Origin of the sequence: Paenirhizobium naphthalenivorans (assembly GCF_007992095.1) — a bacterium.
Classification (GTDB): domain Bacteria; phylum Pseudomonadota; class Alphaproteobacteria; order Rhizobiales; family Rhizobiaceae; genus Allorhizobium; species Allorhizobium naphthalenivorans.
Genome location: NZ_BJZP01000005.1, coordinates 213,831 through 239,743 on the forward strand (window position 1 = coordinate 213,831; position 25,913 = coordinate 239,743).

At 61.4% G+C, this 25,913-nt stretch carries 22 protein-coding genes and 1 pseudogene; 8 read left to right on the plus strand and 15 right to left on the minus strand.

The annotated features are described in order from the left end of the window. Positions 1-25: 25 nt before the first annotated feature. Positions 26-925 (minus strand): AraC family transcriptional regulator, encoded by a 900-nt coding sequence (locus tag RNA01_RS07550; protein WP_235916484.1) that lies wholly within the window; start codon positions 923-925, stop codon positions 26-28. On the opposite strand from RNA01_RS07550, the gene RNA01_RS07555 reads away from it, so the two are divergent. After that, the gene (locus RNA01_RS07555; RefSeq protein ID WP_147179353.1) at positions 924-1,331 is read left to right on the plus strand and encodes a DUF2000 family protein; all 408 of its coding nucleotides are present in this window, start codon (positions 924-926) and stop codon (positions 1,329-1,331) included. The two genes, RNA01_RS07550 and RNA01_RS07555, sit on opposite strands and share 2 nt — an antisense overlap. On the opposite strand, the gene RNA01_RS07560 is transcribed toward RNA01_RS07555, so the two are convergent. The 8 genes and pseudogenes from RNA01_RS07560 to RNA01_RS07595 form a co-directional block, all read right to left on the minus strand. After that, positions 1,303-1,602, minus strand: coding sequence for a hypothetical protein (locus RNA01_RS07560; RefSeq protein WP_147179354.1), 300 nt, complete (start codon positions 1,600-1,602; stop codon positions 1,303-1,305). The two genes, RNA01_RS07555 and RNA01_RS07560, sit on opposite strands and share 29 nt — an antisense overlap. Positions 1,603-1,635: 33 nt before the next feature. Then, a pseudogene (locus tag RNA01_RS07565) lies at positions 1,636-2,639 on the minus strand (DUF2891 domain-containing protein). Continuing rightward, complete coding sequence (locus RNA01_RS07570; RefSeq protein WP_147179355.1) at positions 2,629-3,621, minus strand: small ribosomal subunit Rsm22 family protein; 993 nt, start codon at positions 3,619-3,621, stop codon at positions 2,629-2,631. The pseudogene RNA01_RS07565 and the gene RNA01_RS07570 overlap by 11 nt, the downstream one beginning before the upstream one ends. 9 nt (positions 3,622-3,630) lie before the next feature. Then, a complete protein-coding gene (locus RNA01_RS07575; protein WP_147179356.1) occupies positions 3,631-4,125 on the minus strand; it encodes a GNAT family N-acetyltransferase in 495 nt (164 codons plus the stop codon). 4 nt (positions 4,126-4,129) lie between these two features. Then, positions 4,130-5,275: a ribonuclease D gene (gene rnd, locus RNA01_RS07580; protein ID WP_147179357.1), complete on the minus strand. Its 1,146-nt coding sequence runs from the start codon at positions 5,273-5,275 to the stop codon at positions 4,130-4,132. 127 nt (positions 5,276-5,402) lie between these two features. Beyond that, on the minus strand, positions 5,403-6,305 hold the full coding sequence (locus tag RNA01_RS07585) for an MBL fold metallo-hydrolase (protein ID WP_235916485.1): 903 nt from the start codon (positions 6,303-6,305) through the stop codon (positions 5,403-5,405). 91 nt (positions 6,306-6,396) lie between these two features. After that, entirely contained in the window at positions 6,397-7,803 is a 1,407-nt protein-coding gene (locus RNA01_RS07590; RefSeq protein ID WP_147179359.1) for a multicopper oxidase family protein, read from the minus strand. 96 nt (positions 7,804-7,899) lie between these two features. Continuing rightward, positions 7,900-9,141, minus strand: coding sequence for an MFS transporter (locus RNA01_RS07595; RefSeq protein ID WP_147179360.1), 1,242 nt, complete (start codon positions 9,139-9,141; stop codon positions 7,900-7,902). 259 nt (positions 9,142-9,400) lie between these two features. Here RNA01_RS07595 and aspS point away from each other — a divergent pair, with 259 nt between their 5' ends. Then, positions 9,401-11,191, plus strand: coding sequence for an aspartate--tRNA ligase (gene aspS / locus RNA01_RS07600; protein WP_147179361.1), 1,791 nt, complete (start codon positions 9,401-9,403; stop codon positions 11,189-11,191). 73 nt (positions 11,192-11,264) lie between these two features. On the opposite strand, the gene RNA01_RS07605 is transcribed toward aspS, so the two are convergent. The 3 genes from RNA01_RS07605 to RNA01_RS07615 all read right to left on the minus strand — a co-directional run bounded on the left by RNA01_RS07605 (position 11,265) and on the right by RNA01_RS07615 (position 15,035). Continuing rightward, the gene (locus RNA01_RS07605) at positions 11,265-12,272 is read right to left on the minus strand and encodes a lysophospholipid acyltransferase family protein (protein ID WP_147179362.1); all 1,008 of its coding nucleotides are present in this window, start codon (positions 12,270-12,272) and stop codon (positions 11,265-11,267) included. A 4-nt stretch (positions 12,273-12,276) separates the two neighbouring features. Continuing rightward, complete coding sequence (locus RNA01_RS07610) at positions 12,277-13,692, minus strand: cytochrome P450 (protein ID WP_147179363.1); 1,416 nt, start codon at positions 13,690-13,692, stop codon at positions 12,277-12,279. A 149-nt stretch (positions 13,693-13,841) separates the two neighbouring features. Continuing rightward, positions 13,842-15,035 (minus strand): aq_1923 C-terminal domain, encoded by a 1,194-nt coding sequence (locus tag RNA01_RS07615; RefSeq protein ID WP_147179364.1) that lies wholly within the window; start codon positions 15,033-15,035, stop codon positions 13,842-13,844. Between the two features lie 206 nt (positions 15,036-15,241). Here RNA01_RS07615 and parC point away from each other — a divergent pair, with 206 nt between their 5' ends. Together parC and RNA01_RS07625 are read left to right on the plus strand one after the other, a co-directional pair. Continuing rightward, positions 15,242-17,518 carry a DNA topoisomerase IV subunit A gene (gene parC, locus RNA01_RS07620; protein WP_147179365.1) on the plus strand — a complete coding sequence of 759 codons (2,277 nt, stop codon included), beginning with the start codon at positions 15,242-15,244 and terminating at the stop codon, positions 17,516-17,518. Positions 17,519-17,716: 198 nt separating this feature from the next. Next, positions 17,717-18,820, plus strand: a complete 1,104-nt coding sequence (locus RNA01_RS07625) for an Acg family FMN-binding oxidoreductase (protein WP_235916487.1) — start codon at positions 17,717-17,719, stop codon at positions 18,818-18,820. 101 nt (positions 18,821-18,921) lie between these two features. Here the strand turns inward: RNA01_RS07625 and RNA01_RS07630 are convergent, their stop codons facing one another. The 3 genes from RNA01_RS07630 to hemB all read right to left on the minus strand — a co-directional run bounded on the left by RNA01_RS07630 (position 18,922) and on the right by hemB (position 21,424). Next, positions 18,922-19,722 (minus strand): arginyltransferase, encoded by an 801-nt coding sequence (locus RNA01_RS07630; RefSeq protein ID WP_147179366.1) that lies wholly within the window; start codon positions 19,720-19,722, stop codon positions 18,922-18,924. 151 nt (positions 19,723-19,873) lie between these two features. Next, the gene (locus RNA01_RS07635; protein ID WP_147179367.1) at positions 19,874-20,332 is read right to left on the minus strand and encodes an RDD family protein; all 459 of its coding nucleotides are present in this window, start codon (positions 20,330-20,332) and stop codon (positions 19,874-19,876) included. A gap of 75 nt (positions 20,333-20,407) precedes the next feature. Beyond that, positions 20,408-21,424 carry a porphobilinogen synthase gene (gene hemB, locus RNA01_RS07640; protein WP_147179368.1) on the minus strand — a complete coding sequence of 339 codons (1,017 nt, stop codon included), beginning with the start codon at positions 21,422-21,424 and terminating at the stop codon, positions 20,408-20,410. Between the two features lie 185 nt (positions 21,425-21,609). Here hemB and RNA01_RS07645 point away from each other — a divergent pair, with 185 nt between their 5' ends. From RNA01_RS07645 to glyA, 4 genes are all read left to right on the plus strand, one after another. Beyond that, complete coding sequence (locus RNA01_RS07645) at positions 21,610-21,993, plus strand: DUF6163 family protein (RefSeq protein WP_307725726.1); 384 nt, start codon at positions 21,610-21,612, stop codon at positions 21,991-21,993. A 129-nt stretch (positions 21,994-22,122) separates the two neighbouring features. Then, positions 22,123-22,632 carry a transcriptional regulator LdtR gene (gene ldtR / locus RNA01_RS07650; protein ID WP_147179370.1) on the plus strand — a complete coding sequence of 170 codons (510 nt, stop codon included), beginning with the start codon at positions 22,123-22,125 and terminating at the stop codon, positions 22,630-22,632. 368 nt (positions 22,633-23,000) lie between these two features. Next, positions 23,001-24,332 (plus strand): L,D-transpeptidase family protein, encoded by a 1,332-nt coding sequence (locus RNA01_RS07655; protein ID WP_147179371.1) that lies wholly within the window; start codon positions 23,001-23,003, stop codon positions 24,330-24,332. A 289-nt stretch (positions 24,333-24,621) separates the two neighbouring features. Beyond that, entirely contained in the window at positions 24,622-25,911 is a 1,290-nt protein-coding gene (gene glyA / locus RNA01_RS07660; protein WP_147179372.1) for a serine hydroxymethyltransferase, read from the plus strand. The last annotated feature ends 2 nt before the right edge of the window (positions 25,912-25,913 follow it).

A 25,913-nucleotide genomic window follows, 5' to 3' on the forward strand; every position in this document is an offset into this window, starting at 1 on the left:
TTGCGTGAAGTTTCGGTGACGTTCGTCAATTGCGCAGGAGAGCCAGCCAGCGACCTGGCGTGATGCCGTAGGCGGCCTTGAAGTGGCGCGTGAAATGCGCCTGGTCGGCAAAGCCGGAGGCGATGGCGGCCTCTGCCAGCCCGGTCCCGCTGTGCATCAGGCGGCGCGCGAGCTCGATCCTGCGCATGACGAGATACCGATGCGGACTGGTGCCGAACGCGCGGCGGAACTGGCGGGCGATCGTATAGCGGTCGAGACCGGCGATCGCCTCGAGTTCCTGCGAGCCGACATCGCGGGTGCAATGGACAGACAGGTGATCACGGCAGGCAGCGATCCCTGCCGAAAGGCCGCGATCTGCGGTGAGCGGACGAACATCGGAATGGCATCTCAGCCCATCCGCGATCATCGCGACGATCCCCGAAACCGCGAGTTCGGAAGGCGCGTCGTCTAGCTGGACGAGTGCTTCCCCGAGACGCGCGCGAAACTGTCCGTCGCTGACGACCGGGTCCGTGACAAAGGGGAGCCCGCCCTTGATACCCTGGGCCTCGGCGATCCGCTCTGGCGCAACATAGATCATCCGATAGACGAGGCCCGTTTCGGTGCCGGCGGCTCCATCATGCAGTTCGTCTGGATGCAGCACGATGATGTTACCGGGTAGGCTGGCGCGTAAGGCGCCCCGATAGTGGAAAATCTGCACGCCCGAGAGCGTCACGCCAATGCCATAGGTGTCGTGCCGGTGCGGCGCAAATCCCTCTCCGGTGAAAGCAGCCTCGATATGTTCCAGCCCCGACAGCCCGCCAAGCAGGCGCAGACGGTCGTGGGTGACTGACATGCACGATCGTTCAAGACCGTTCGCCGTATCCTTCGCTATTGGCGAGGTCGAGGCGGAATCGCCTTTGAAACCACGAAGGGAATTGTCATTCATGTTCGATACCAAGATCGTCATTGTCCTGCGCGAGGATTTGGCCAACTGGCAGAAGCTCAACGTCACCGCCTTCCTGACGAGCGGCATTGTGGCCCAGGTACCGACGGTGATCGGCGAACCTTATCGCGATGCTGTCGGTAACGTCTACAATCCGTTGAGCGTCCAACCGATTGTGATACTCTCCGCCGACCAGGCGACATTACGTACCATCCACCGTCGTTCGTTGGAACGTGGCGTGACCAGTTCGCTCTATATCGAGGAGATGTTCTCGACCGGGCATGATGCCGCCAACCGGGCCGTTTTCGCCGAGTTTGCGCCGGACAGCGCCAGAGTAGTCGGCATCGCGCTTCGCGCCGAAAAGAAGATTGCCGACAAAATCACAAGAGGCTCGGCGTTGCACTCATAAATTCAAGCCCCGCACCCATCCAGATCGGCGTCAGCGTGACCAGGGCGCTGACCGGGTTGGCTGACCCTATAAGGACGACGGTCATCAAGCTTGCCAGAAGATAGACTCCCCAGGCGATCCTGTGCCGAGTCCTGAGGCCGGCAACGCCCAGCGCCAGATTGGCAAGGGCAAGCGAACCGCCGATTGCAAACGCCTTCGAGGATTCGAGATGGCCACGCTGGTGAAGCTCACTTGCAGCCAGCGCCAGAACCGTCACCATCGCCAGGAACATGAGAAGCTTCTTCGTACGTATGAACCCTGACAGCTACGCCTCCATTGCCAGCACGGCGAAACTGGCCAGCCAGTGTTCGCCCATATAGTCCCCTGTCACATGCGAGAGCGCCGCTGCGAGTGACGCTCCGCGATGACAGACATTGAGTGATACCGAGGGTCTCCAGTCGGGAGCGACTTGGCCAGCGACCGCCAGCACCAGGCGCGCGACAGGTTCAACCCGTCGAGGTGGGCAATCTTGCCGTCGCTGCGATCACCGACGGCAACAGGCGTGAACAGGTTGGCCGGCCGCTCTGCCGCAAGCCTCGGCAGGAAGCAATCGAACCAGATGGAGAAGTCGCCCGCCGGCAATAGCCGCCGCATGCATTCCGCCTCGATCAGCGTCGAGGACAGGAAGTCGTCGCCGGAGGGCTCACCCCAGGCGGGGCAGTCACAGTCTTCGCCATACCAGCGCTGGGCCGTGTCCCTCAGCAGTCGCCGAAAGGTCCCGTCGCCCGCCGTGTCGGCATAATCGGCCGCGAGCCGAAGCGCAAAGGCGGTGTTGAAATGGGTGCCGACCCGCACCGGATAGGCGGCCAGCGGCAGGAAGTCGCGGAACCGCGCGACAATCCGGTTCGTGAGGGGTTGCAAGGTATTGGCGAAGCGGCGGTCGTCGGCAAGTTCCAGTTCTGCCGCCAGTTTCAGTAACCAGCCCCAGCCATAAGGGCGTTCGAAGCCGCGGTTCATCGGTCGTTCGAACAGGGCGCATTCGCCGGCGACCTTGCCGGGCGTCAACTGGCGGATGAAGAGCGCACGGATGTCATCTGCGGCACGCATCGCCGGAAAACGATTCAACAGCCGGGCCAGCATCCAGTAGCCGTGGACGCAGGAATGCCAGTCGAAGCTGCCAAAAAAGACCGGATGGCTTTCGCGCGGGCTGTGCACATCGCTTGCCGAGGCAAGCACATGACCGGGCTTGTGCGGGTACTCTCTCTCGACATGGCCAAGGGCGATGCGCGCGAAGCGTTCGGCGGTCGCGACATCAAGCTCAGTCGTCATCGCCGCCATCCCTGACTTCCGGTTCAAAGGCGTCGCCCCAGTCGGCGCGACGGGCCGCTTTGAACACGGCGCCGTCGCGGCGGCTGATCGTCAGTTCCTCGGCGCGACCATCAGAGAGACAAAGCTTGAGCCTGGCGAGCCCGCTCGAGCTGCGCGGCGGCGCAAGCACGCGGGCGGCCGGGGGCGACGCGGCAAAGCGGGAAGCGGCGATAAAGATGTATTTCTCGTCCTCCCACGGCACCTCGGCGCCCTTGGAAAGCCGGTGCAGCCGCGAGCGTGCGACGCGCCGCGAGAAGTGACACCAGTCGGGCTCGACGATCGGGCAGTTTTTCGCATGCGCACAGGGTGCCACGAGCTGCGCTCCGGCCTCGATCAGTGTCTGCCGGGCGGCGATGATGCGCCGCCAGCCGGCCGGCGTGCCGGGCTCGACGATGACGATCGTATGGGCGGTGAGGTCCCAAAGCCGCCGAACGACATTCGGAATGGCCGTCCCGGCAATCTCGTCAAGTACGTAAGCAAGTGTGACGAGGTCCGCCGGTTCGAGCGGCGGAATGGTGCCGGTGATGTCGCCCGCGAGCCAGCCGGTTGCCACGTTCGAGGCCTTCGCCAGTGCCTCGCCGACCGAGCGGATGGCGGGACTTGCCTCGACGAGGGTCGCGCGTCCAAGGTCCGGCCATGCGTCGGTGGTCGCCCAGAAAACAGTGCCGGGACCCGCGCCGAAATCAAGAAGGCTCGTTGGATGGAATTCGGGGGAGGCCTCCTCAACCATCGAAAGGGCGGCGCGGACGGCGGCATAGGTGGCCGGCAGTCGGGTGGCGAGATAGGCCTTGGCGGCCAGTTCGCCGTCGAGATGGAACTTGCCGTCGCGCACTTCGCGGCGATAGCGGTCGGAGAGTTTTTCGCTGGCACGGGCAAGGCGCTCGATCGGCTCATGCGCCAGCATTTGCTCGACGGCGGCTTTGAGGGGCGCGGGAAGTTCCATGGATAGGCCTTAAATGTGCGAGGTCCATTCTGGCCGCAGGATCGACATCATGACGAGGTCCGTGCGACGACCGTCGGGCATGACCGCCGATTCCCGCAGCGTGCCTTCTTGCTTGAAACCGGCCTTGCGATAGACGCTGCTGGCCCGGGTATTTTCCTTCACCACATCCAGCCATAACCGATGGACTGGCGTGTTCTCGAACGTGTGTTCGATGATGGCCAAGAGGAGGTGTGAGCCATAGCCCTTGTCCGGTGTGGCGACGGCGAGGCGCTTGAGGCACACATTGCCATCGCGATTATCGAGGCCACTGAGGATGGCAAAGCCGACTGGCAAGTCGGTCCCATGCTCGCCGATGAAGTATAGGAACGCCGGATCGTTCAGTTGTCGCTGGTGTTCGTTCTCGTCGAACTTGCCGATGAAGCTGTCATAGCCGGGTAGGCGTTCCGTCCGCATGATAAAGCCGATGTCGTCCGGGGTTGCCCGCCGAAGCGTCACGGCTGCCATGATGTCAGAATTCCACCGCTTCGACGCGCTTGTCGACGAAACGCAGGCCGACACCACCGGCGATCAGCTTCAGCGCCACATCCCCGAACAGCTCGCGTCGCCAGCCCTGCATGGCCGGCACATCGGCGTTTTCTCCCTCGGCGGCGATCTTTTCCAGATCCTCGGTATTGGCGATTACCTTGGAGGCGACGCCGTGCTTTTCCGAGGTGAGGCGCAGCAGCACTTTCAGCAGTTCGACGGCGGCCTGCGCGCCCTCCGGCGCATGGCTGTGGCGTTGCACATGCGGCATGTCCGTTTTCGGCAGGTCCAGCGCGGCATTGACCTGTTCGACAATCGCCGCACCGGAGGCCGAGCGTTCCCAGCCCTTCGGTATGGTGCGCAAACGAGCCAGGGCCTCGGTGTCCTTCGGCTGCTGCTGGGCGATCTCGTAGATCGCGTCGTCCTTCAGCACGCGCGAACGGGGAACGTTGCGGCTACGCGCCTCGCGCTCACGCCAGGCGGTGACGAATTTCATCACGGCCAGTTCCTGCGGCTTGCGCAGCCGCATTTTCAGCCGGTGCCAGGCATCGTCGGGATGCAGGTCGTAGGTTTCTCGGGATTCGAGGATCGCCATTTCCTCGGTCAGCCAGCCCGCCCGACCTTCGCGCTCCAGCTCTTCCTTAAGCTTCAGATAGACGTCGCGCAGATGGGTGACGTCGGCCAGTGCATAGTCGAGCTGCTTTTCCGACAGCGGCCGGCGGCTCCAATCGGTGAAGCGCGATGTCTTGTCGATATGGACATTCTTCACTTTCTGCACGAGCTGATCATAGGAAACGCTGTCGCCGAAGCCGCAGACCATGGCCGCGACCTGAGTGTCGAAGATCGGGTGCGGGATCAGGTTGCCGAGGTGGAAGATGATTTCAATGTCTTGGCGCGCCGCATGGAACACCTTGATCACAGAGGTATCGGCCATCAGCGTGAAGAAAGGCGCCAGATCAATGCCCTTCGCCAGCGGATCGACGATCACCTCGAGATCCGGGCTCGCCATCTGGATCAGGCAGAGCTCCGGCCAGAACGTCGTTTCCCGAAGAAACTCGGTATCGATGGTGATGAAATCCGATTGGGCCAGCTTGAGGCAGGCTTCTTCTAATGCGGCAGTGGTCTCGATCATTGTGGCTCGGTCATGAAATAGAGTTGATCAACCTTAGTTCCCCTTTCGACCGGCGATGTCAATACAAGGAGGCTTTTGCGCGATGCCGGCGGCCTTTGCTCTGCGGCATTCCGGTCGAACGCCGGGGTCAGGCGTGATCCGCGCCAATGCCATGCGCCTGCCGGACTTCAGCGATGTTGGCCCGGTGGACTGTTTCATACGGTTCGAAATAGATGATGTGGCCGGCGGCGGTGTCCTGCGCCACGAAATCGCGAAGGGTCTGTTTATCGAGCGCAGGGTCTTCCACTTGACCGAGCAGGCGTTGCAGATAGTCGCGATTGGCATCGATCAGGCTTGGCGCATAACCGCCAGAGGCAATCCGTTCGCGTTCTCCGTGATCGGGCAGGATGCGACGGATCGGCAGGGTTTTCAGGCGGTCAAGCTCAGCGATGTGCGTCGCGATATGTTGCGGCTCAGAGATATAGGTGATCGGGTCTTCCAGCGTGTCGCCCGCCAGCAGGATGCCTTCGTCGCGGAGAAACAGAACAGTGCCGTCGGCGCTGTGAATGTCGAATTGCAGAAGTTCGACCGTCCGCTCGCCGAGCTGGAGCGTCATCTGCCCCTCAAACAGGCGGTTGGGCATCACCACCGGATTGATCGGCGGCGTCTTGTGGGCGAGCGTCTTGACGTTTTCGATCAGTGTCCTGGCCGTCAGCTTGTTGGCGATGATCTCGCAATCGGCGAAGATCGCGTTGCCGGCGATATGGTCGGTATGCCAGTGGCTGAGCACGAGGCGGATCGATATGACACCCAGCCCCTCGAGATGATTACGCACCGCACGGGCATGGTCGAGCGAGGTATGGCTGTCGTATAGCATCGCCTCATGGCCGGAGACCAGCGCATAGGTGGCGATTCCGAGCGAATAGGCGCCATCGTCGAGCCAGTTTTTGGCTTCGGAATAAAGTCGTTTTCCCGGGATCCGGCCATCGTAGTAGGCATAGAGACCGGGGTAGGGCTCGAGGACTGTCATCGTGGCGGCGAGATTGGGCACTGGATTGTTCCTCATGGGGGCTGCGGCTTGACTGGCCGCCTATGACCATATCCCGCGCGATGCTGTGCCGCTTGTCAACGTCATGTTCCTTTCACGCGACCCGTAGGTAGCCTGTCATGCCGGTCTTTTGATGCTCGATGATGTGGCAATGGAACACCCAATCGCCCGGATTGTCGGCAACGAGCGCCAGCTGCACCTTTTCGTCGGGCAGGATCAGATAGGTGTCGGACACGAGGGGCAGGACCTGCCGGGTGGACGATGAAACAACCTGGAAATTCATCCCGTGCAGGTGGATCGGATGGGCGTGCGGTGTGACGTTTTCCAGATTGAGCAGATAGGTTTGCCCGAGCTTGAGCTCCGCGATGGGGGCGGTCGGATCTTCAGTGTCTCCGGGCCAGGGCTTCTTGTTGATCGCCCAGAAGGAATAGCCGAGCGAGCCGCAGATCGAGTCCTTGGCCGCGTTTTCAGCCGTGGCGCTCAGGACCAGCGGGATTTCGGTGGCGCTTGAAAGGTCGGCCTCCACCGGCGGGTTGGGGGCAAGCGGCGGCACGTCGTCAAGGCTGCGCCTCAACGATGCGCCAATGCTGCGGAAGCTCGCGACCGTCTTGGGCGTGGAGGGGCGAATGTCCTCGAGCTGAACAACCGTTCCCTCGCTGTCGGGCATGCGTACGACGAGATCAAGTCGCTGTCCGGGCGACACCACGGCAAAGTCGAGTGGCATGGCGACGGGAACTGGCTGGCCGTCGATCGCCACGATCAGCGCGTCGGCGCCCTCAAGCTGGAGATTGTAGATACGGGTGACGTCCGTCACCGCGATGCGAACACGCACCAGCCCGCCCGCCGGCGCATCGTAAACCGGTTCGACCTGCCAATTCGCGGTCCGAACCGTGCCATAGGTGCCGGCCTTGGCCGCGTCGCGGGCCTTGAACTGCTCGATGAACTGGCCGTTGCCGCCAAGCCGCCAGTCGCGCAGGTTGAGCGCAATTTCCGCATCGAAGACCGGATCTTTCGGATCCTCGACGATCAGAAGGCCGGTGAGGCCGTGCCCCATTTGCGTCAGCGTATTGCAATGCGGATGATACCAGAAGGTGCCGGCATCCGGTGGCGTGAACCTGTAGTCGAATGTATCTCCGGGATAGACATAGGGCTGTGTCAGGAAGGGTACGCCATCCATGGCGTTGTCGATCCTCATCCCGTGCCAGTGGATCGTTGTGGGCTCATCGATCGAATTCTTGAGCTGCGCCGCAAACGGTTCGCCGCGTTTCAGCCGCAGCGCGGGGGGCATGACGCCGGCGCCGGGCAATGATGCCTGATAGGTCAGAACGCCTTGCGTCGCTGCATTGCCGGTAATGGCGGCCTCCCGCATGACCGCTTCCAGCAGGGTCGGATCACCGGCTGCCTGCGCCGATCCGAAGCGCCCCGCAAAGCCAACACCCGCGCCGTAGGCGCCGGCGACAGCTGTTGCCTTCAGCAGGTTGCGTCGGGTGAGCAAAGCCATCTTGGCCTCCTGTCGTTCAGAATGTCTCCGAGCTCTTAAACCTGATTGTTACTTTCATCAATCAGTGCCGGTCCTCCATCTTGTCGCAGACCGGCGTCAATGACCCTTCGGCTTCTTCTGCTGCGGGCCGGCAAGCTTGGCGAAGAAGGCGGAGGTTCTGAGCAGAGAGCGGAACCGCATGCTACGCTTCTCGGTCGGTACACCCTCGCGTACCATCATGCGGCTCAGCGTGTATGCCATGAAGCCGGCCAGCACGACGACCATGTAGACGAAAAGCGCCCTCGGGCCGAAAAGGTCGAGCATGAAGGAGGCGAACAGCGGGCCGATCACCGCGCCCAGAGACCAGAAGAACAGCGTGCCGGCCGAGACCAGCGCATGCTGGCCAGGTGCCGCGTGGTCATTGGCGTGGGCCGAGCAGAGTGAATAAAGCGGCATGGCGAAGGCGCCGAAGGCGAAGATGCCGGCAAAATTGAGCCATTGATTGGTGCCAGCGACAAAGGCGAGGAAAAGCCCGGCGGCAAAGGCGCCGAATGTCGCGACGAGGATGATCAGGCGGCGGTCGAGCTTGTCGGAATAATGCCCAAGCGGATATTGCAGCACGACGCCGGCGAAGATCCCGACGCTCATGAAGGTGGCGATCTCGGTGATCGACATGCCGATTCCGTCGGCATAGATCGGCCCGAGCGAGCGGAAGCTGGAATTGGTCAATCCGACGACGATGCAGCCGACCGTGGCGAGTGGTGATACTTTCCACAGCACGCGGATGTCGAAGCGGACGTCCTCCGGCGCTTCGGGGCTGGACCGGTCGGTCAGGGAGATCGGCACGAGCGATAGCGTCAGCGCCATGGAGATGATGACGAACAGCTCGAAGCCGCCTATGCCGACGGCTGGAATGGCATATTGCGCGAGCGTGACGGCGCCGAGGTCGACGAAGCGATAGACCGACAGCGTCCGGGCGCGGGTCGAATTGGTGACCTTGGCGTTCAGCCAGCTTTCCACCACTGCGAACAGCCCGGCGAAGCATACGCCTTGGACCAGCCGCATCAGGAACCAGGCGGTCGGATTGATGAACAGCAGCATCAAAATGGAAGCGGCCGAAGCGATAGCGGCGAGCGCCGAGAAGGTTCGGATATGCCCAGTCGCTCGGATCAATCGGGTGATGTAGATACAGCCGAGGGCGAAGCCGATATTATAGCCAGTACCGACCACGCCGATCATCGAGGTCGAGAAGCCCTCTTCGAGTGCTCGCAGCGAGATGAACGTGCCTTGCAAACCGTTGCCGCCGATCAGGATGCCGGCGGTGGCGAGCAGGGGAATGAGTGGACGGATCGACGACATGGAGGGTGCATCCCGGCTGGTGCGGCACGACTCGGATCCTCCCGGGCGCCAATATTCTTGTATCTGCGCCGGTGCGGCGATAACAGTTCACGTCGTGAATGCAGTCATCACCGAAATCGATTGTCCGAAGATCCCGTGGAGCCCGAACACGCCTTCAGCCTTGACAAATCGGGCCTGCCATGCGCTTGTCCGCGCGATTTAAAGCCCGAGAATCCGTGCCGTTGCCGGAACTCCCTCAATGAATATGCAGGATAAAACCATGCACCGTTACCGCAGCCACACCTGCGCCGCCTTGAAAAAATCCGATGTCGGCTCGACCGTCCGCCTGTCAGGCTGGGTCCACCGTGTCCGCGACCATGGCGGCGTTCTCTTCATCGACCTGCGCGACCACTATGGCATCACCCAGGTGGTGGCCGATCCGGATAGCCCGGCCTTCAAGATGGCCGAAACCGTGCGCGGCGAGTGGGTGATCCGCATCGACGGCCTCGTCAAGGCCCGCACGGAAGACACGGTCAACAAGGCCATGCCGACTGGCGAGATCGAACTCTATGCCCAGGATATCGAGGTCTTGTCGGCCGCCAAGGAATTGCCGCTGCCGGTCTTTGGCGAGCCGGACTATCCGGAAGACGTGCGCCTCAAGTACCGCTTCCTCGACCTGCGCCGCGAGACGCTGCACAGGAACATCGTCAAGCGCACGCAGATCGTCTCCGACATGCGTCGCCGCATGGGCGATATCGGCTTTGCCGAATACACGACCCCAATTCTCACGGCTTCCTCGCCGGAAGGCGCACGTGACTTCCTCGTGCCGAGCCGAATCCACGAAGGCAAGTTCTTCGCCCTGCCGCAGGCCCCGCAGCAGTACAAGCAGTTGCTGATGGTCGCCGGCTTCGACCGTTACTTCCAGATTGCGCCGTGCTTCCGTGACGAAGATCCGCGCGCTGACCGCTTGCCGGGCGAATTCTACCAGCTCGACCTTGAAATGAGCTTCGTCACCCAGGAGGACATCTGGGAAACCGTCGAGCCGGTCATGACCCAGGTCTTCGAGCAGTTCGCCGAAGGCAAGCCGGTTACCAAGCAGTGGCCGCGCATCCCTTACGACGTGGCGATCCGCAAATACGGTTCCGACAAGCCGGACCTGCGCAATCCGATCGAGATGCAGGCCGTTACCGAGCATTTCGCCGGTTCCGGCTTCAAGGTCTTCGCCAACATGATCGCCTCCAACCCGAAGGTCGAGGTCTGGGCGATCCCGGCCAAGACCGGTGGTTCGCGTGCTTTCTGCGATCGCATGAACGCCTGGGCGCAGTCGACCGGACAGCCGGGCCTCGGCTACATCTTCTGGCGCCAGGAAGGCGCCGTCCTCGAAGGTGCCGGTCCGCTTGCCAAGAACATCGGCGCGGAGCGCACTGAGGCTATCCGCACGCAGCTCGGTCTGGAAGAAGGCGACGCCTGCTTCTTCGTCGCGGGCGAACCGTCGAAGTTCTACAAGTTTGCCGGCGAAGCCCGAACCCGCGCCGGCGAGGAACTGAACCTCGTCGACCGCGACCGTTTCGAGCTTTGCTGGATCGTCGACTTCCCGTTCTACGAATGGAGCGAGGAAGAAAAGAAGATCGACTTCGCCCACAACCCCTTCTCGATGCCGCAGGGTGGTCTGGAAGCGTTGGAAAGCCAGGACCCGCTGTCGCTCAAGGCCTATCAGTACGACGCGGTCTGCAACGGCTTCGAAATCGCCTCCGGTTCGATCCGTAACCAGTCGCCGGAGCTGATGGTCAAGGCCTTCGAAAAGGTTGGCCTGAGCCAGGCCGACGTGGAAGAACGATTCGGTGGCCTCTACCGCGCCTTCCAGTACGGCGCGCCGCCGCACGGCGGCTGCGCCTTCGGTATCGACCGTGTGGTCATGCTGCTCGTCGGCGCGAAGAACCTGCGCGAGATCTCGATCTTCCCGATGAACCAGCAGGCGCAGGATCTGCTGATGAACGCGCCGTCGCCGGCAACGCCGACTCAGCTACGGGAACTGGCGCTCCGCGTCGTGCCGCAGCCGAAGAAAGACTGATCCGGCCTGCAGGTCGAGAAATCGAAAAGCCCCGGAAAGCTGTCGCTTCCGGGGCTTTTTGCAAACCGGTCTATCAGGCTTTCGGCAAGGCGTTGTCGAGGAAGAACCACTGGTCGAGGTGCTCGCGGATTACCGGCTCGATGGCGTCATTGAGCAGCTGGATATCGTCGAGCAGGCGGGCACCGGACTTGGCCTCCGGCGGCAGAACGATTGGCGGCAACGCATAGGCCTCGAACCGGAATCCCTCGGTGCGCAGATTGTACCACGGGCAGATTGTCGCCCCGGTCATTCGCGCAAGCCGGATGGTCATCGCCAGATTGCCTTCAAGATGCGGTGGCCGGCCGAACAGCGGGCCACGGATCTTGCCGTTTACACCCTCGTCGCAGAAAGCCGAGACAATGCCGCCCTTCTTCAGCACGCTGACGGCGGGGCGGATGCCCTGCAGGCCGGGTGGCAGAAAGTTGAGCCAGTTCTTGCGCCGGACGCGCTCCGAGATCCAAGCCTTGGCCCGTCCCGGTGGCGGCGTATAGTTGATGTAGGGCACGAGCCCGACACGGTGCAGCACAATGGGCCCGATTTCCCAATTGCCGAGATGCATTCCGACAAAGATCACAGGCCCGCGCTTGGCCGCGTCGACAACCCATTCGACATTGTGGATCCCGATTCGCTCTGGATGCCGGTTCAGGCGGTTTATCACCGAGAACTCGGTCATCAAGCGCCCCTGCGTGCGGCAGTTCTCGAGAAAAAGCGCGTCCTGCTCTGCGGCGCTCAAGTGAGGGCAGAGCTGGGCGATCGTGGCCCGCGCCCTCTTCTCCGCAGCCTTATGATAGCGCGGAATGGCATAGATGCCGAGCCGAGCGCCAAAGTGCGAACAGGCATCCATAGGCAGGAGTTTCAGGCCGAAGTGGCCAAGAAGGTGCAGGCCATTCCAGATATTGTCGTTGATCCAGTAACGAAGGAAAGCCTTGCGCCTGTCGCCGCCGGCCGCGAGGTCGGAGAGACCGGGGGCTTCCGGTGGGCGGAAACGCCAAGCCTTGCGTTTGGCAATAGTGGTCTTGGCGGGAATCTTGTCGTCACTCATAGCATCATGCCTCCCGTCGATGGAGCGTCACCGGCAATCCGCCCTTGGGGCGCAGCGTCAGCCGGCAGAGTGGTTCGACCTTGTGTCCTTGGCGCAGGCGCAGGCTGAACTTCTGCGCCAGAATGGCGAGGCAGAGGATGGATTCGGTTTGGCCGAAATGCATGCCGGGGCAGATGCGCGGTCCGCTGGCGAAGGGAATATAGCTGTAGGGTTTCGGCCGGTTGCCGCCGAGGAAGCGTTCAGGCCTGAAGTGATGCGGCTTGGGAAACAGGCTGGGCGTCCGGTGCAGCAACCATGGCACAATCAGCACCAGCGAGGCAGGCGCGATGTCGACAGTTCCGATCCTGTCCTTCTCCTTGGCCTGGCGGGCGAGGATCGGCACCGGCGGATAGAGCCTGAGCGTTTCCTCTATCACAGCGCGGCACCAGTCGAGTTGCGGTACGTCATCGATCGTCGGCACGCGGTCGCCGCAGACGCGGGCGATCTCGTCATGAACTTCCTTTTCCACCCAGGTCGCCTGCGAAAGCAGATACCAAGCCCAGGTGAGGGTGGCGGCCGTCGTCTCGTGCCCGGCCATGAAGATCGTCGCCGCCTCGTTGCGCAGGGCGACCATGTCGAGATTGAGCTCCGGATTGCGCTGCTGGCGACGGATCAGAAGGTCCACCATGGAGCTGTGATCGCCGCGGCCGGCGAGGTGATCCTCAACCACCTTGTCGATCAGGTCGTGGATGCGTTTGACCGATCGTTTGAGTGAAGGGGTGCGCAGCACCGGCAAGCCCTCGTCGAAACCGATGAAATAGCCAAGATTGACCGAATCGATCAGCGACTGATAGCTCGAAAAACTGTCGGTGATCGCATCGGCGCTTTCATGGCCGAGCTGATTGCCGAAGACGCTGCGCGAGATGATTTCGGCGGTCAGTCCGGCCATTTCGTGAAGTGCGTTGATCTCCGCTCCATCGGCCATGGAACTCCAGCGTTCGACCATTTCGCTCGCTGTTTTTTCCATTACCGGCCCAAAGGTCGGCACCCGGTTGCGGTGAACGATGTCGTTGACCAGCGAACGGCGCTGTTTCCATGTCTCTCCGTCGGAAATGAATAGGCCATCGCCCAGCAGATACTCCAGCGCGCGCCGCATTTGCGGCGACTTGCGTTCGAAGTTCTCATGACGATTGACGACGACGTGGCGGATCATGTCGGGTGAATTGATCACCACGACCTGCCGCCCCATGATCCTGAGCGCGCTGACCTTCTCCTTGAAATCGCCGACTCGCCAGACCGAAAGGAAGTCGGTGCGGGCCTGCAAGAGGAGGTGGAGAGGGCGATTCGGCGCTCCGGCATAATAGTCGGCATGGGCCGGCTCGAAGTCGTGTCCTTCAAGCTTTTCGGATATGGTGACAGGGCGCTGTAGCCAGCCGAACATGATCGTCCGTTTCGCGATTTGAGCCGACGAGGCGATTGAACCGGGCTTTAGCCTTAACGGAAGTCCCGCTCGGGTCAATCCTCCGGCATGAGTTAGACTGTCGCGCCCGGCGGTTGCTGGCCGGGCGCTCTGATCGTTTGTCGATAGTGTCAGTCGTTGGCGGAAACGCTGACGCCAAGCAGCGTGGGGAGGCTTTCTGGTGCCCCCATGGCCGCGCCCATGATCATCGGGAAGGGGACCTCCTTTTCTGGCTCCGCGGTGATGGTAATGTTCTGCGGATCATCGATGAAGGTGTTGACGGCCTCTGAGATCTCGTTCTGTAAGGCGCCGAGCTTGGCTTGGGCGAGCAGGATCGGAAGCATGCCCTTGACCATTTGGCCCATCTGTTCGCCACTCGACCCCTGTTGCTTGCCGGCATAATCGAGGCCGCGCTTGGTGATCCCGGCGTCTTCGATGCTGATCCGCGCGCTCTGGAAGGACATCTGCTGCATCAGGCCGAACATCGCGATGCCGGCGGCCTGCTGGGCCTGCTCGTTGTTCGGGTCGGCCTGCATGGTGCGGGCGGTTTCCTGCAGCTGCTTGACCAGATCCATCGTGTAGCCGGTGAAGGCGAAGGACAGGGAAAGACGGCCGACGTGGTTCAAATCAATGGCATATTCGTCCAGGTCGATTGTTCCGGAGGAGGGGTCCCAACTGCCGCTGACGTTGATCTCGCCGGTCACAGTCTGCAAACCGAGCGCGTCGATCGCATCCTTGCTCTTGGCATCCTCGACGCCGGTGAGGTCGGCCTTGATGCCGGTGACGCTGCCGTCAAAGGAGAGCGCGCTTTCATCGTCGGAAAGGGCCATCGTGCCGCTGGCTTCCTCGAGTGAGAATACCTGCTTGCCGTCGGCGATGACGGTGAGCGGACCACTGTGGGCTTCCTCGTAGAGCATCATGGAGGCAAGGCCTTCACCGGCCGTATTGCCCGGGACCCGCACCCCGGCCAGGTAGAGATCTTTGATTTTGACGCTGTTTTTCTCTTCGGTCAGGTTGACCTCCGGGAACTCGATGCGATCGATATGGTAGGCGCCGTCAGCTTCTTCCGTCACATCCTGCAGATTGAGATTGCCGAGCAAGACCGATTTTTCGTGCGGCCCGGTGGCGGTGAAGGTCGTGCCCTTCAGCACGACGTCATTGCCGTTGACCTCGATGGCTTCTGCTTTCAGCACACCGCTTCCGGCGGCGTAGGCGGCGTTGATCTTGGTCAGGAGGTCCTGGCCATCGAGTGCGAAGGCATGGCTGGACAGAGCCGCGAATGTGGCGCCGGTCAGCAGGAGCCTTTTGGTGCGAAGTCGGATCATGAGACTGTCCTTTCGTGGGATGGGGGATTTCCGCGCGGCAAATTTGTTCCGAACCTTATATGGGCAAGGACGAAAACTTCCACTGCTTTCCAACGAACGGCGACGGTTCGCGCATGCTGCCGTGACTGTTGTCACACCGTCGGTAATCCACAGCCGGAATGCCAGGATTCCTTGCTGTTTGCGGTGTTCTCGTCTAGTTGAGAACCATGGGGAAAAGTCTTATTCCGCCCGGCGACGATGGCGACAACATTCAACCGATCGATCTGAAGGCGGCGCTCGAGGAGCGCTATCTCGCTTATGCCTTGTCGACGATCATGCATCGGGCGCTGCCCGACGTGCGCGATGGGCTCAAGCCGGTGCATCGGCGCATCATCCACGCGATGAGCGAGATGGGTATCCGCCCGAACTCGGCGTTCAAGAAATGCGCCCGTATCGTCGGTGACGTTATCGGTAAATTCCACCCGCACGGTGACCAGTCGGTCTATGACGCGCTGGTGCGTCTCGCGCAGGACTTTTCCCAACGCTATCCAATCGTCGACGGGCAGGGCAATTTCGGCAATATCGACGGCGACAGCGCAGCTGCCTATCGTTACACCGAAGCGCGCATGACCGATGTCGCGGCGCTGTTGCTCGAAGGCATAGAGCAGGACGCCGTCGACTTCCGTCCGACCTATAACGAGGAAGATGACGAGCCAGTCGTCATGCCCGGCGCCTTCCCGAACCTTCTGGCCAATGGCTCCTCGGGCATTGCCGTCGGCATGGCAACCTCGATCCCGCCACACAATGCCCACGAGCTTTGCGATGCGGCCCTTTACCTGATCAAGAATCCCGGCGCGACCGTCGAAGAATTGCTTGCCGATCCTGCTAATCCTCAGCGGGGCGGTATAGAGGGACCGGACTTCCCGACCGGTGGCATTGTGGTCGAAAGCCGGGAGAGCATGCTGGAGACCTACCGCACCGGACGCGGTGGTTTCCGCGTCCGTGCCAGATGGGAAACGGAAGATCTCGGCCGCGGCGGCTATCAGATCGTCGTCACCCAGATCCCGTTCCAGGTGCAGAAGTCGCGGCTGATCGAGAAGATCGCCGAATTGCTGATCGCGCGCCGCCTGCCGCTGCTGGAGGATATTCGCGACGAGTCGGCCGAGGATGTCCGCATCGTGCTGGTGCCGAAAAGCCGGACCGTCGATGCGACGCTTCTGATGGAATCGCTGTTCAAGCTGACCGAACTCGAGAGCCGAGTCCCGCTCAACATGAACGTTCTGTCGCAGGGCAAGGTCCCGAAGGTGATGGCGCTCAACGAAGTGTTGAGCGAATGGCTCGATCACCGCAAGGACGTTCTCGTTCGCCGTTCGAAGTTCCGCCTTGCGGCGATCGACCGCCGCCTCGAGATCCTCGACGGCCTGCTGATCGCCTATCTCAACCTTGACGAGGTGATTCGTATCATCCGCGAGGAGGACGAACCCAAGCCGGTGATGGTCGCGAAATGGGATCTGACCGACAACCAGGCCGAGGCGATCCTCAATATGCGCCTGCGCAATCTGCGTAAGCTTGAGGAGTTCGAGATCCGTAAGGAGCATGAGGCTCTGTCGGCAGAAAAGGCCGAGATCGAGTCACTGCTCGCCTCCGACGACAAGCAATGGCAGACGGTTTCCTGGGAGATCGGCGAGGTCAAGAAGAAGTATGCCAAGGCGACTGAACTCGGTCGCCGCCGGACCACCTTCTCTAATGCGCCGGTCGCCGACGTCGAGGCGATCCAGCAAGCGATGATCGAGAAGGAGCCCATTACCGTTGTCATCTCGGAGAAGGGCTGGATCCGCGCACTGAAGGGCCACATATCCGACACGTCGAGCCTGACCTTCAAGGAAGGCGATGGATTGCGCGTCGCCTTCCCGGCGCAGACGACCGACAAGATCCTACTGATCACCACCGGCGGCAAGGTCTACACGTTGGGCGGCGACAAGCTGCCGGGCGGTCGTGGTCATGGCGAGCCCTTACGCATCATGGTCGACATGGAAAATGACCAGGATGTGCTGACTGCCTTTGTCCATGATCCGAGTCGCAAGCTGTTGATCGCCTCGACGGCGGGCAATGGTTTCATCGTTGCCGAAAGTGAGATCGTCGCCAATACCCGCAAGGGCAAGCAGGTGATGAATGTCGGCATGCCGGATGAAACGAAGCTGGTCGTTCCTGTCTTGGGCGACCATGTCGCTGTGGTCGGTGAGAACCGCAAGATGGTGGTCTTCCCGCTGGCTCAGATCCCGGAAATGACACGTGGCAAGGGCGTACGCCTGCAGCGCTACAAGGATGGCGGAGTCTCCGACATCAAGTGCTTTTCCATCGCTGACGGCCTCACCTGGGAAGACAGTGCGGGTCGGGTCTTCACCAAGAACAAGGATGAACTGGTCGAATGGCAGGGCGACCGCGCCGCTGCCGGCCGGACAGTGCCGAAAGGCTTTCCCCGCAGCGGCAAGTTCTCCGGCTGATCTCAATCCGGGCAGGAGAGCATAAGAGTATGATCGACGGGGATGCGTGCCGTCCCCGTTGATCGCTTTTCACGCCTTCTCGCGCTGGCACCAGTTGCAGCCACCCGATGCGTGAAGCTGCGCCACGCAATTGATCCCCGTCAACGCGTCGTTGTTCCGCCGCTCTATGCTCCATTATCGTACCTGAGGAGATGGCCGATGCTGAACCGACGCGGGATACTGATAGGAGGGGCTGCTGTTCTTGCAGCTGGCGGGGCAGGGGCGGTGCTGTCAACCAAGCTTGCGACGGAGCGCTATGCCGAGTTCGCGCGGCGTTTGCGCAAGCCATTGACGCAATCGGCTGGCCCCAGTGAGCTCATCCGCTATGCAACCCTGGCTCCCAACGGGCATAACACGCAGCCATGGCTGTTTCGCCAAAGCGCAAGAGGCATCGCGATCCTGCCGGACGTTTCGCGGCGCACACCGGTCGTCGATCCGGACGACCACCATCTTTATGTCAGCCTTGGTTGCGCGATCGAGAACCTCGCCGTCGCGGCAAGGGCGACGGGGCAGTCTGGCGACGTGGTGATCGATGGCGAGGAGGGAGCGAGCTTCTCTTTCTCCGCGCTGCCCGGAACGGTCGATCCGGCAACCGCGGAACTCTTTCAAGCCATTCCACTGCGCCAGTCGACCCGCAGTCTCTATGACGGAAGAGCGGTGGCCTCCGACCATCTCCGCAGGCTCTCGCAGAGCGCTGTGATGGATGGTGTCGACGTAGCCCTTGTCACGGAGCGGTCCACGATTGATCGCGTGCGGGACCTCGTCATCGCCGGTAACGATGTTCAGATGGACGATCCTGCCTTTATGCGGGAGTTGAAGGACTGGTTGCGCTTCAGTCCATCGACGGCGATGACAAGGGGAGATGGGCTTTATGCGCCGACAAGCGGCAATCCCGCGCTTCCAGAATGGCTAGGGTCCATTGCCTTCGATCTGGCGTTCAAGTCCGCCAGCGAGGCTGACAAATACGCGCGTCATATGGATAGCTCGGCCGGTGTCGCTGTTTTCTCGGCCGTCGATGAAGGGCCGGCTGGCTGGATCGCCGTGGGACGCGCCTGCCAGCGCCTCTGCCTGATGGCAACCGCGCTCGGTCTCAAGACGGCCTTCGTCAACCAACCGGTCGAGGTCGCGTCCCTACGCGGTGAGATGGCAAGCCTTGCCGGTTTCCCCGGTCGCAGACCCGATCTGGTCTTGCGCTTCGGACAGGCGCCGCCAATGGTCTACTCGCCCCGCAGACCGGTCGATGCGGTCGTGACGACATCCTGATTGTTGGCGAGTCCGGACTGGGAGCGCTTTCCGGGGCGGTGTCCGTCCGGGAACGGGCTTTCGTCGTGGCAAGAAATAGGCGCTCTATGACCGTCTGCTGGTCAGGATTCGTCGTCTGATTGCCCGGCCCTGTCTTGGCCAATATCGTCCTGACCGGCCTCGTAACGCTCCCATCCCTGATTGGTCAAATGCTCCTGCGGTTGGAAGCGGGTCTTGTAGTCCATCTTGTGCGAACCCTTGACCCAATAGCCGAGATAGACATGCGGCAGGCCGAGGGTCTTGGCGCGCTTGACGTGGTCGAGCACCATCATCGTGCCGAGGGACCGCTTGGTCAGGGCCGGATTGAAGAAGGAATAAACCATCGACAGACCGTCGCTCATCTGGTCGGAGAGCGCAACCGCGATCAGTTCGCCCTTCGGCTGCAGGGCGAGCCCGTCGCCGGGGCTGCGGAGCCTGTACTCGATCAACCGTGTCTGGACATGTGTGTCCTCCACCATGATGGCATAGTCGAGCGCCGACATGTCGGACATGCCCCCTTCCTGATGGCGATGATCGAGATAGGTGCGAAACAGCGAGAACTGCTCTGTGGAGGGCTGGGCGGGAAAAACTGTCGAGACCACGTCCTTGTTGGCCGCTGCCACGCGCCTGAAGGCTCGGCTCGGCTCGAACTCGTCCACCAGGATGCGGACAGAGACGCAGGCCCGGCAGGCTTCGCAGGCCGGGCGATAGGCGATGTTCTGCGACCGGCGAAACCCGCCATGCGTCAGCAGGTCGTTCATTTCGGTGGCGCGCGGTCCGATCAGATGGGTGAAGACCTTCCGTTCCATGTTGCCCGGCAGGTAGGGACACGGCGCCGGCGCCGTGAGATAGAACTGTGGGGAGGGAGAGGCCTGGGTATTCATCGTTCGCCGGTCGGAAGCCTTTCGTCACGAATATTCGGGACAGCATGGCGCAAGATTGGAAAACGTCAACACTCTGTCACAAAACGATACGAGCAAAGCCGGGTAAGGCTGTATCTGGAGAAAGGCGGCGGGCATCGCCGCTACCAGCGTTTCAGGCCGTCCGAATGATAGCCGTACCGAGAAGGAGATCGTGTACCAGTCGCGACCGTTCGGTAAACAGGCCGGCGAGCAGGATGAGCGGAGTCAGCACCGAGTTGAGGATCCAGAACAGCGCCAGATGGGCGATCGCCAGCACGAAGTCGATGCGCCGGCCATCAAGGCGGACCATGGCGATGCCCATCGCCTTCATGCCCGGCGTCGCCTGCGACGGGCCGGCCAGCGACATGCCAAAGTACAGGCCTGCGACGATGAAGAACAGGATCGGGTAAAGCAGGAAGCCGAGCCCCAGCGTCAGCACACCCAGGAAAAAGACCAGCACTGCTGCGGGAATCCAGAGTGCGGCGATAATCAGATAGTCAATCAGGAAGGCGAAGACTCGGCGCGACAGCACGCCGCTATAGGCGCGCCAGTCGTCCGGTGCGGCATAGATCGGATTCGGATCGAGGGTCATGTTTGGCTCCCGCTGGTGTCTTGAGCATTTGATATGGGACGGTGCCGAGGAAATACAATCCGGGCAGTCCGATCCTTAGCCCTGTTTGGCGAGATATTTCGCCACGTCCATGGCAAAATAAGTCAGGATCCCGTCACAGCCCGCTCTCTTGAAGCAGAGCAGTGTTTCCAGCATTGCGCGCTCACCGTCGATCCAGCCGTTGGCCGCCGCGGCCTTGATCTGCGCGTATTCTCCCGAGACCTGGTAAGCGAAGACCGGAAGGCCGAAGGCCTCCTTCATCCGCCAGCAGATGTCGAGATAGGGAAGGCCGGGCTTGACCATCAGCGTGTCGGCGCCCTCCTCGACGTCGAGGGCCGCGTCGCGCAGGGCCTCGGTGCCGTTCGCCGGGTCGATGTAATAGGTCTTCTTGTCGCCCTTCAGCAGTCCACCGGTCGAGATCGCCTCGCGGTAGGGACCGTAGTAACAGGAGGCGAATTTGGTGGCGTAAGCCATGATGCCGACCGACTGGTGGCCTGCTGCGTCGAGGCCGCGACGGATCGCACCGATCCGGCCATCCATCATATCGGACGGCGCGATGATGTCGGAACCGGCATCGGCCTGAAGCACCGCAGCCCGCACGATCTGGTCGACCGTCTCGTCGTTGACGATTTCATTGCCGCGCAGGATCCCGTCATGGCCATGGCTGGTGAAGGGATCGAGCGCCACATCGGTGATGATGCCGATATTCGGCACGGCCTTCTTGATCGCGGCTGTCGTCCGGTTGATCAGATTGTTGGCCTCGAGGATCTGCGATCCGGTTTCGTCGCGCAGGTTCATCTCAACATTCGGAAACGTGGCCAGTGCCGGAATGCCGAGGTCGGCCGCTTCCTTCGCTGCCTCGACGGCCTTGTCGACAGTCATGCGGTTGACACCCGGCATGGCGGCGATCGGCTCGACGATGTTTTCACCCGGAATGATGAAGATTGGCCAGATCAGGTCATCGACAGTGAGCCGGTTCTCCAGCATGAGCCGGCGCGTCCAGTCGGCCTTGCGATTGCGACGCATCCGGCGGTGACCGGTGATGTCGTCGACCAGATGTGTCTTGTCCTGCATGGCGAAGTCCTTGTTGATGTCGCGTGATTTGTGGCTGGATAGCACTTAAGGCAGGTAATGCCAAAGCGGAAGGCGACGCTTGGTCGCGCTGTGGCTGGCGGGGAGATGGTGCTTGCGGCTATCCTTGCCGCATGGAACCTGATTCTCAAAATGGACCAAGGCGCAGTCTGACCGAAATCCTCTTCGTGGTCTTTCTGCGTTTGGTCGCTGTTGCCTGCCTGTGGTTCGCGCTGCAATACTGGGCCATGTTGGTCGGCTATTCGCTCAACGGTCAGTCACGGTTCGACCTGCTTAACCTGCCCTGGCAAGTGGCCGCCGTCAGCCTTGCTGTGCTTTTCCCGGTTGCCGCCCTTGGACTGTGGATGGCCGTCTCCTGGGGTCCGGTCATCTGGGCGCTCGCGGCGATCGCACAGATCCTGATGTACTGGGTGTGGTCGGATATATTCGGCCTGAATAACTTGGTGGTGACCATGCATGCTGTGGTCGCGCTGGTTTATATGGTGTTCCGCTTGGCGCTCTGGCTCGAAATGCGCCACAAAGGCGAGGAGATAAGGGTTGATTTACCCTGATCGCAGGAGCGCACTTGGTAAGCCTCTGTTAAGCCTGCGTTTTAAATAGAATTTTATGCGCATTGGATATGGTCCTCACTAAGGCGGGAGAAAACAACAGCCGCCACCCAAACAGTGAGGCAGACCGATATGAACACCAAGATGAAGCCGCAGCCGGCAACGCTCGATCCTCAGGAAGACGCGATCCGGAACCTCTATCTCGAATCCCTGCATCTCGTTGAACGCCTGCATCGCCGTCTTCTCGACGTCATCAAGGACGAGTTCGACCGTCAGGGCCGCAATGACGTCAATGCCGTCCAGGCATTGCTTCTGTTCAATATCGGCAATTCCGAGCTGACGGCCGGCGAACTGCGCTCGCGGGGCTACTACCTCGGTTCGAACGTCTCCTACAACGTCAAGAAGCTGGTCGACCTCGGCTTCATCAACCATCAGCGCTCGCGCATCGATCGCCGCTCGGTCCGTATCAGCCTGACCGAAGCCGGCCAGGACGTCGCCGAAACGGTCGCCAAGCTTTACGAGCGCCACATCGGTTCGATCCACAAGGTCGGCGGAATTGGCTCTGACGAGTTCACCCAGATGAACAAGCTGCTGCAGCGGCTCGATCGCTTCTGGAACGACAGCATCATGTACCGTCTCTAATCCACGAGAGACCTCATTCTGCCGCACTCCCTCCAGTCATGCGGCAGCACGAGATGGCGCCAGGCGGCAGCAATGTCCGTCATGGCGCCCGCTCGCGTTGCGGGAAACGGCCGCGCGCTGTAGGTTGCTCGGATCGGCATTCGCGGCCCTTGATCTGGTCCGTCCATATGACGTGTTCGTGAAATGGTGTGGGTTACCGAGCCACGAATTGGCCATATTGATATGGGACCGGCCAAGCATGCAGAGATGCATTCTTGCCGTGGTGGAAGTTTATCCCGTGCCACGGCGCGGGGCGTTCATCGCCTGTTTATTAACCATGCTATCCTATGGGATAGCGTGAGACGTTGAATATGGAAACGGTAGGAAAAATGTCGAACAAGTCTGGAATCGTTGCCTTGTCGCGCCGCGCACTGCTGACGGGGGCTGCTGCCGCAGCCGGCGCTGTCGCCATTGCTGGCCAGGCAGTTGCTCAGACGGCCATCGATGAGCTGATCAGCGCGCCGAAGCGGGGCAACTGGGATGACCAGTTTGACGCCAAGGCGTCGCGCACAGCGGCTGCCGTGACGTCCAATACACCGATGCTGAGCGCCAACAATTTCATCTACATCCAACAGGCGATCACCGAGTATCAGGCTATCGTTGCGAACGGCGGCTGGCCGCAGGTTACTCCGTCGGTCAAGCTGAAGATCGGCGTGATCGATCCGTCGGTGCAGCAATTGCGCCAGCGCCTGATGATCTCGGGCGACCTGCCACGCTCCGCCGGCATGTCCAATTCGTTCGACTCCTATGTCGACGGCGCGGTCAAGCGGTTCCAGGCCCGCCATGGCCTGCCGCAGGACGGGGTTCTCGGAGAATTCACCCTGAAGGCGCTTAACGTTCCGGCCGACACTCGACTGATGCAGCTCAACGTCAACCAGCAGCGCCTGCAGGCGATGATGAACAAGCCGCTTGAGCAGCGCTACATCGTTGTCAACATTCCGGCCGCTTATGTCGAGGCGGTCGAGAACGATCGCGTTGCGCTGCGCAACACCGCGATCGTCGGTCGCATCAGCCGTCCGTCGCCGACGCTCGACTCCAAGGTCAGTGACGTCATCCTCAATCCCTACTGGACTTCGCCTCGTTCGATCGTCGAGAAGGACATCATGCCGCTGATGCAGAAGGACCCGACCTATCTGGCGCGCAACAGCATCCGCCTGATCGACGCTCAAGGTCAGGAAGTCGCTCCGGAGACCATCGACTGGTTCGCCCCCAAGGCGCCGAACCTCATGTTCCGCCAGGACCCGGGCAAGATCAACGCCATGTCCTCGACGAAGATCAACTTCCCGAGCGCCGACGCGGTCTACATGCATGACACGCCGACTCAAGGGCTGTTCAACAAGCTGATGCGTTTTGAGTCCTCCGGCTGCGTTCGTGTCCAGAACGTCCGCGATCTGGTCGTTTGGCTGCTGAAGAACACGCCCGGCTGGAGCCGCCAGGAAATCGAACGCGTCATCGCCACTCGCGTCAATACGCCGATCCCGCTGGCAGACGAGGTCGGCGTGCACTGGGTCTACATCACGGCCTGGTCGGCCAAGGACAACATTGTTCAGTTCCGCGACGATATCTACGCAGAAGATGGCAACGCACAACTCGCGCTCCAGACCAATATCGGCGTGGAGAAGCCGGCCGGCTCCGTCGAGGATGACATCCTGCCGCAGTGACCGGTGCGGTATCAGGCCGACCGTCGATCTTGCGGCATAAGGTCACCCGGCGGGCGACGCATCCGCAGAGTGGTCGGCATGGATTTCGCCTTTCGCGCAGGTTCGGCCCGATCGGCACTCGCTGGTCTTGGGTGGTTGCCTGGCGGGGTTTCGCAGGCCAGGGCAGGCGGCTGACCTGTGAAGAAAACGCGGCTGCGCTGTTTGATGCGCAAATGTCGCGTCCTGTATTGCCCTAGCCAAGATGGAACGTTAAGACCCCTTGGCATCAACCCGTCAGGAGCCCGCAGTCATGTCGAATACCGATGCTTTCTTTTCCCGTACGCTTGCCGACACCGATCCGGAAATTTTCGGCGCGATCGAGAAGGAACTGGGTCGTCAACGCCACGAGATCGAACTGATCGCCTCGGAAAACATCGTCTCTCGCGCCGTTCTCGAGGCGCAAGGCTCGATCATGACCAACAAATATGCCGAGGGCTATCCGGGCAAGCGATATTACGGTGGTTGCCAGTACGTTGACATCGCAGAAGAATTGGCGATCGAGCGCGCCAAGAAGTTGTTCGGCGTGAACTTCGCCAACGTTCAGCCGAATTCCGGTTCGCAGATGAACCAGGCCGTGTTCCTTGCGCTGCTGCAGCCGGGCGACACCTTCATGGGGCTCGACCTGAACTCCGGGGGGCATCTGACCCACGGTTCGCCGGTCAACATGTCCGGCAAGTGGTTCAACGTCGTGTCCTACGGTGTTCGCGAAGGCGACAACCTGCTCGACATGGATGCGGTCGCCGAATCGGCCCGCAAGCACAAGCCGAAGCTGATCATCGCTGGCGGTACCGCCTATTCCCGTATCTGGGACTGGAAGCGGTTCCGTGAGATCGCCGACGAAGTCGGTGCTTACCTCATGGTCGACATGGCCCACATTGCCGGTCTCGTTGCCGGTAACCAGCATCCGTCGCCGTTCCCGCACTGCCACGTCGCCACCACCACGACTCACAAGTCGCTGCGTGGTCCGCGCGGCGGCATGATCCTCACCAATGACGAGGCCCTGGCGAAGAAGTTCAATTCGGCCGTTTTCCCGGGTTTGCAGGGCGGCCCGCTGATGCACGTCATCGCCGCCAAGGCAGTGGCCCTCGGCGAAGCGTTGCAGCCGGAATTCCAGGATTACGCTGCCCAGGTCGTCAAGAACGCCAAGGCGCTTTCCGAGACCCTGGTTTCCGGCGGCCTCGACATCGTGTCGGGCGGTACTGACAACCATCTCATGCTGGTCGACCTGCGCAAGAAAAACGCCACCGGTAAGCGCGCGGAAGCCGCTCTCGGCCGCGCCTACGTCACCTGCAACAAGAACGGTATCCCCTTCGATCCGGAAAAGCCGTTCGTTACCTCTGGCGTCCGTCTCGGCACGCCGGCCGGCACGACCCGCGGCTTCAAGGAGGCCGAGTTCCGGGAAATCGGCAATCTGATTGTCGAGGTTCTTGACGGCCTGAAGGTCGCCAATTCCGACGAAGGCAATGCCGCCGTCGAGGCTGCGGTGCGCGAGAAGGTCGTGGCTCTGACCGGCCGCTTCCCGATGTACCCCTATATGTAAGG

What these genes read in the sequence shown, in the direction of transcription:
- RNA01_RS07595 (WP_147179360.1), bottom strand. Translation starts at nt 9,141, where the DNA reads ATGTCGTCGATCCGTCCACTCATTCCCCTGCTCGCCACCGCCGGCATC.
- rnd (WP_147179357.1), bottom strand. Translation starts at nt 5,275, where the DNA reads ATGATCGAGACCACTGCCGCATTAGAAGAAGCCTGCCTCAAGCTGGCC.
- RNA01_RS07630 (WP_147179366.1), bottom strand. Translation starts at nt 19,722, where the DNA reads ATGAATACCCAGGCCTCTCCCTCCCCACAGTTCTATCTCACGGCGCCG.
- RNA01_RS07555 (WP_147179353.1), top strand. Translation starts at nt 924, where the DNA reads ATGTTCGATACCAAGATCGTCATTGTCCTGCGCGAGGATTTGGCCAAC.
- ldtR (WP_147179370.1), top strand. Translation starts at nt 22,123, where the DNA reads ATGAACACCAAGATGAAGCCGCAGCCGGCAACGCTCGATCCTCAGGAA.
- RNA01_RS07560 (WP_147179354.1), bottom strand. Translation starts at nt 1,602, where the DNA reads ATGTTCCTGGCGATGGTGACGGTTCTGGCGCTGGCTGCAAGTGAGCTT.
- RNA01_RS07635 (WP_147179367.1), bottom strand. Translation starts at nt 20,332, where the DNA reads ATGACCCTCGATCCGAATCCGATCTATGCCGCACCGGACGACTGGCGC.
- hemB (WP_147179368.1), bottom strand. Translation starts at nt 21,424, where the DNA reads ATGCAGGACAAGACACATCTGGTCGACGACATCACCGGTCACCGCCGG.
- RNA01_RS07570 (WP_147179355.1), bottom strand. Translation starts at nt 3,621, where the DNA reads ATGGAACTTCCCGCGCCCCTCAAAGCCGCCGTCGAGCAAATGCTGGCG.
- RNA01_RS07655 (WP_147179371.1), top strand. Translation starts at nt 23,001, where the DNA reads ATGTCGAACAAGTCTGGAATCGTTGCCTTGTCGCGCCGCGCACTGCTG.
- glyA (WP_147179372.1), top strand. Translation starts at nt 24,622, where the DNA reads ATGTCGAATACCGATGCTTTCTTTTCCCGTACGCTTGCCGACACCGAT.
- RNA01_RS07610 (WP_147179363.1), bottom strand. Translation starts at nt 13,692, where the DNA reads ATGTTCGGCTGGCTACAGCGCCCTGTCACCATATCCGAAAAGCTTGAA.
- RNA01_RS07590 (WP_147179359.1), bottom strand. Translation starts at nt 7,803, where the DNA reads ATGGCTTTGCTCACCCGACGCAACCTGCTGAAGGCAACAGCTGTCGCC.
- RNA01_RS07575 (WP_147179356.1), bottom strand. Translation starts at nt 4,125, where the DNA reads ATGGCAGCCGTGACGCTTCGGCGGGCAACCCCGGACGACATCGGCTTT.
- RNA01_RS07550 (WP_235916484.1), bottom strand. Translation starts at nt 925, where the DNA reads ATGAATGACAATTCCCTTCGTGGTTTCAAAGGCGATTCCGCCTCGACC.
- RNA01_RS07615 (WP_147179364.1), bottom strand. Translation starts at nt 15,035, where the DNA reads ATGATCCGACTTCGCACCAAAAGGCTCCTGCTGACCGGCGCCACATTC.
- aspS (WP_147179361.1), top strand. Translation starts at nt 9,401, where the DNA reads ATGCACCGTTACCGCAGCCACACCTGCGCCGCCTTGAAAAAATCCGAT.
- parC (WP_147179365.1), top strand. Translation starts at nt 15,242, where the DNA reads ATGGGGAAAAGTCTTATTCCGCCCGGCGACGATGGCGACAACATTCAA.
- RNA01_RS07605 (WP_147179362.1), bottom strand. Translation starts at nt 12,272, where the DNA reads ATGAGTGACGACAAGATTCCCGCCAAGACCACTATTGCCAAACGCAAG.
- RNA01_RS07625 (WP_235916487.1), top strand. Translation starts at nt 17,717, where the DNA reads ATGCTGAACCGACGCGGGATACTGATAGGAGGGGCTGCTGTTCTTGCA.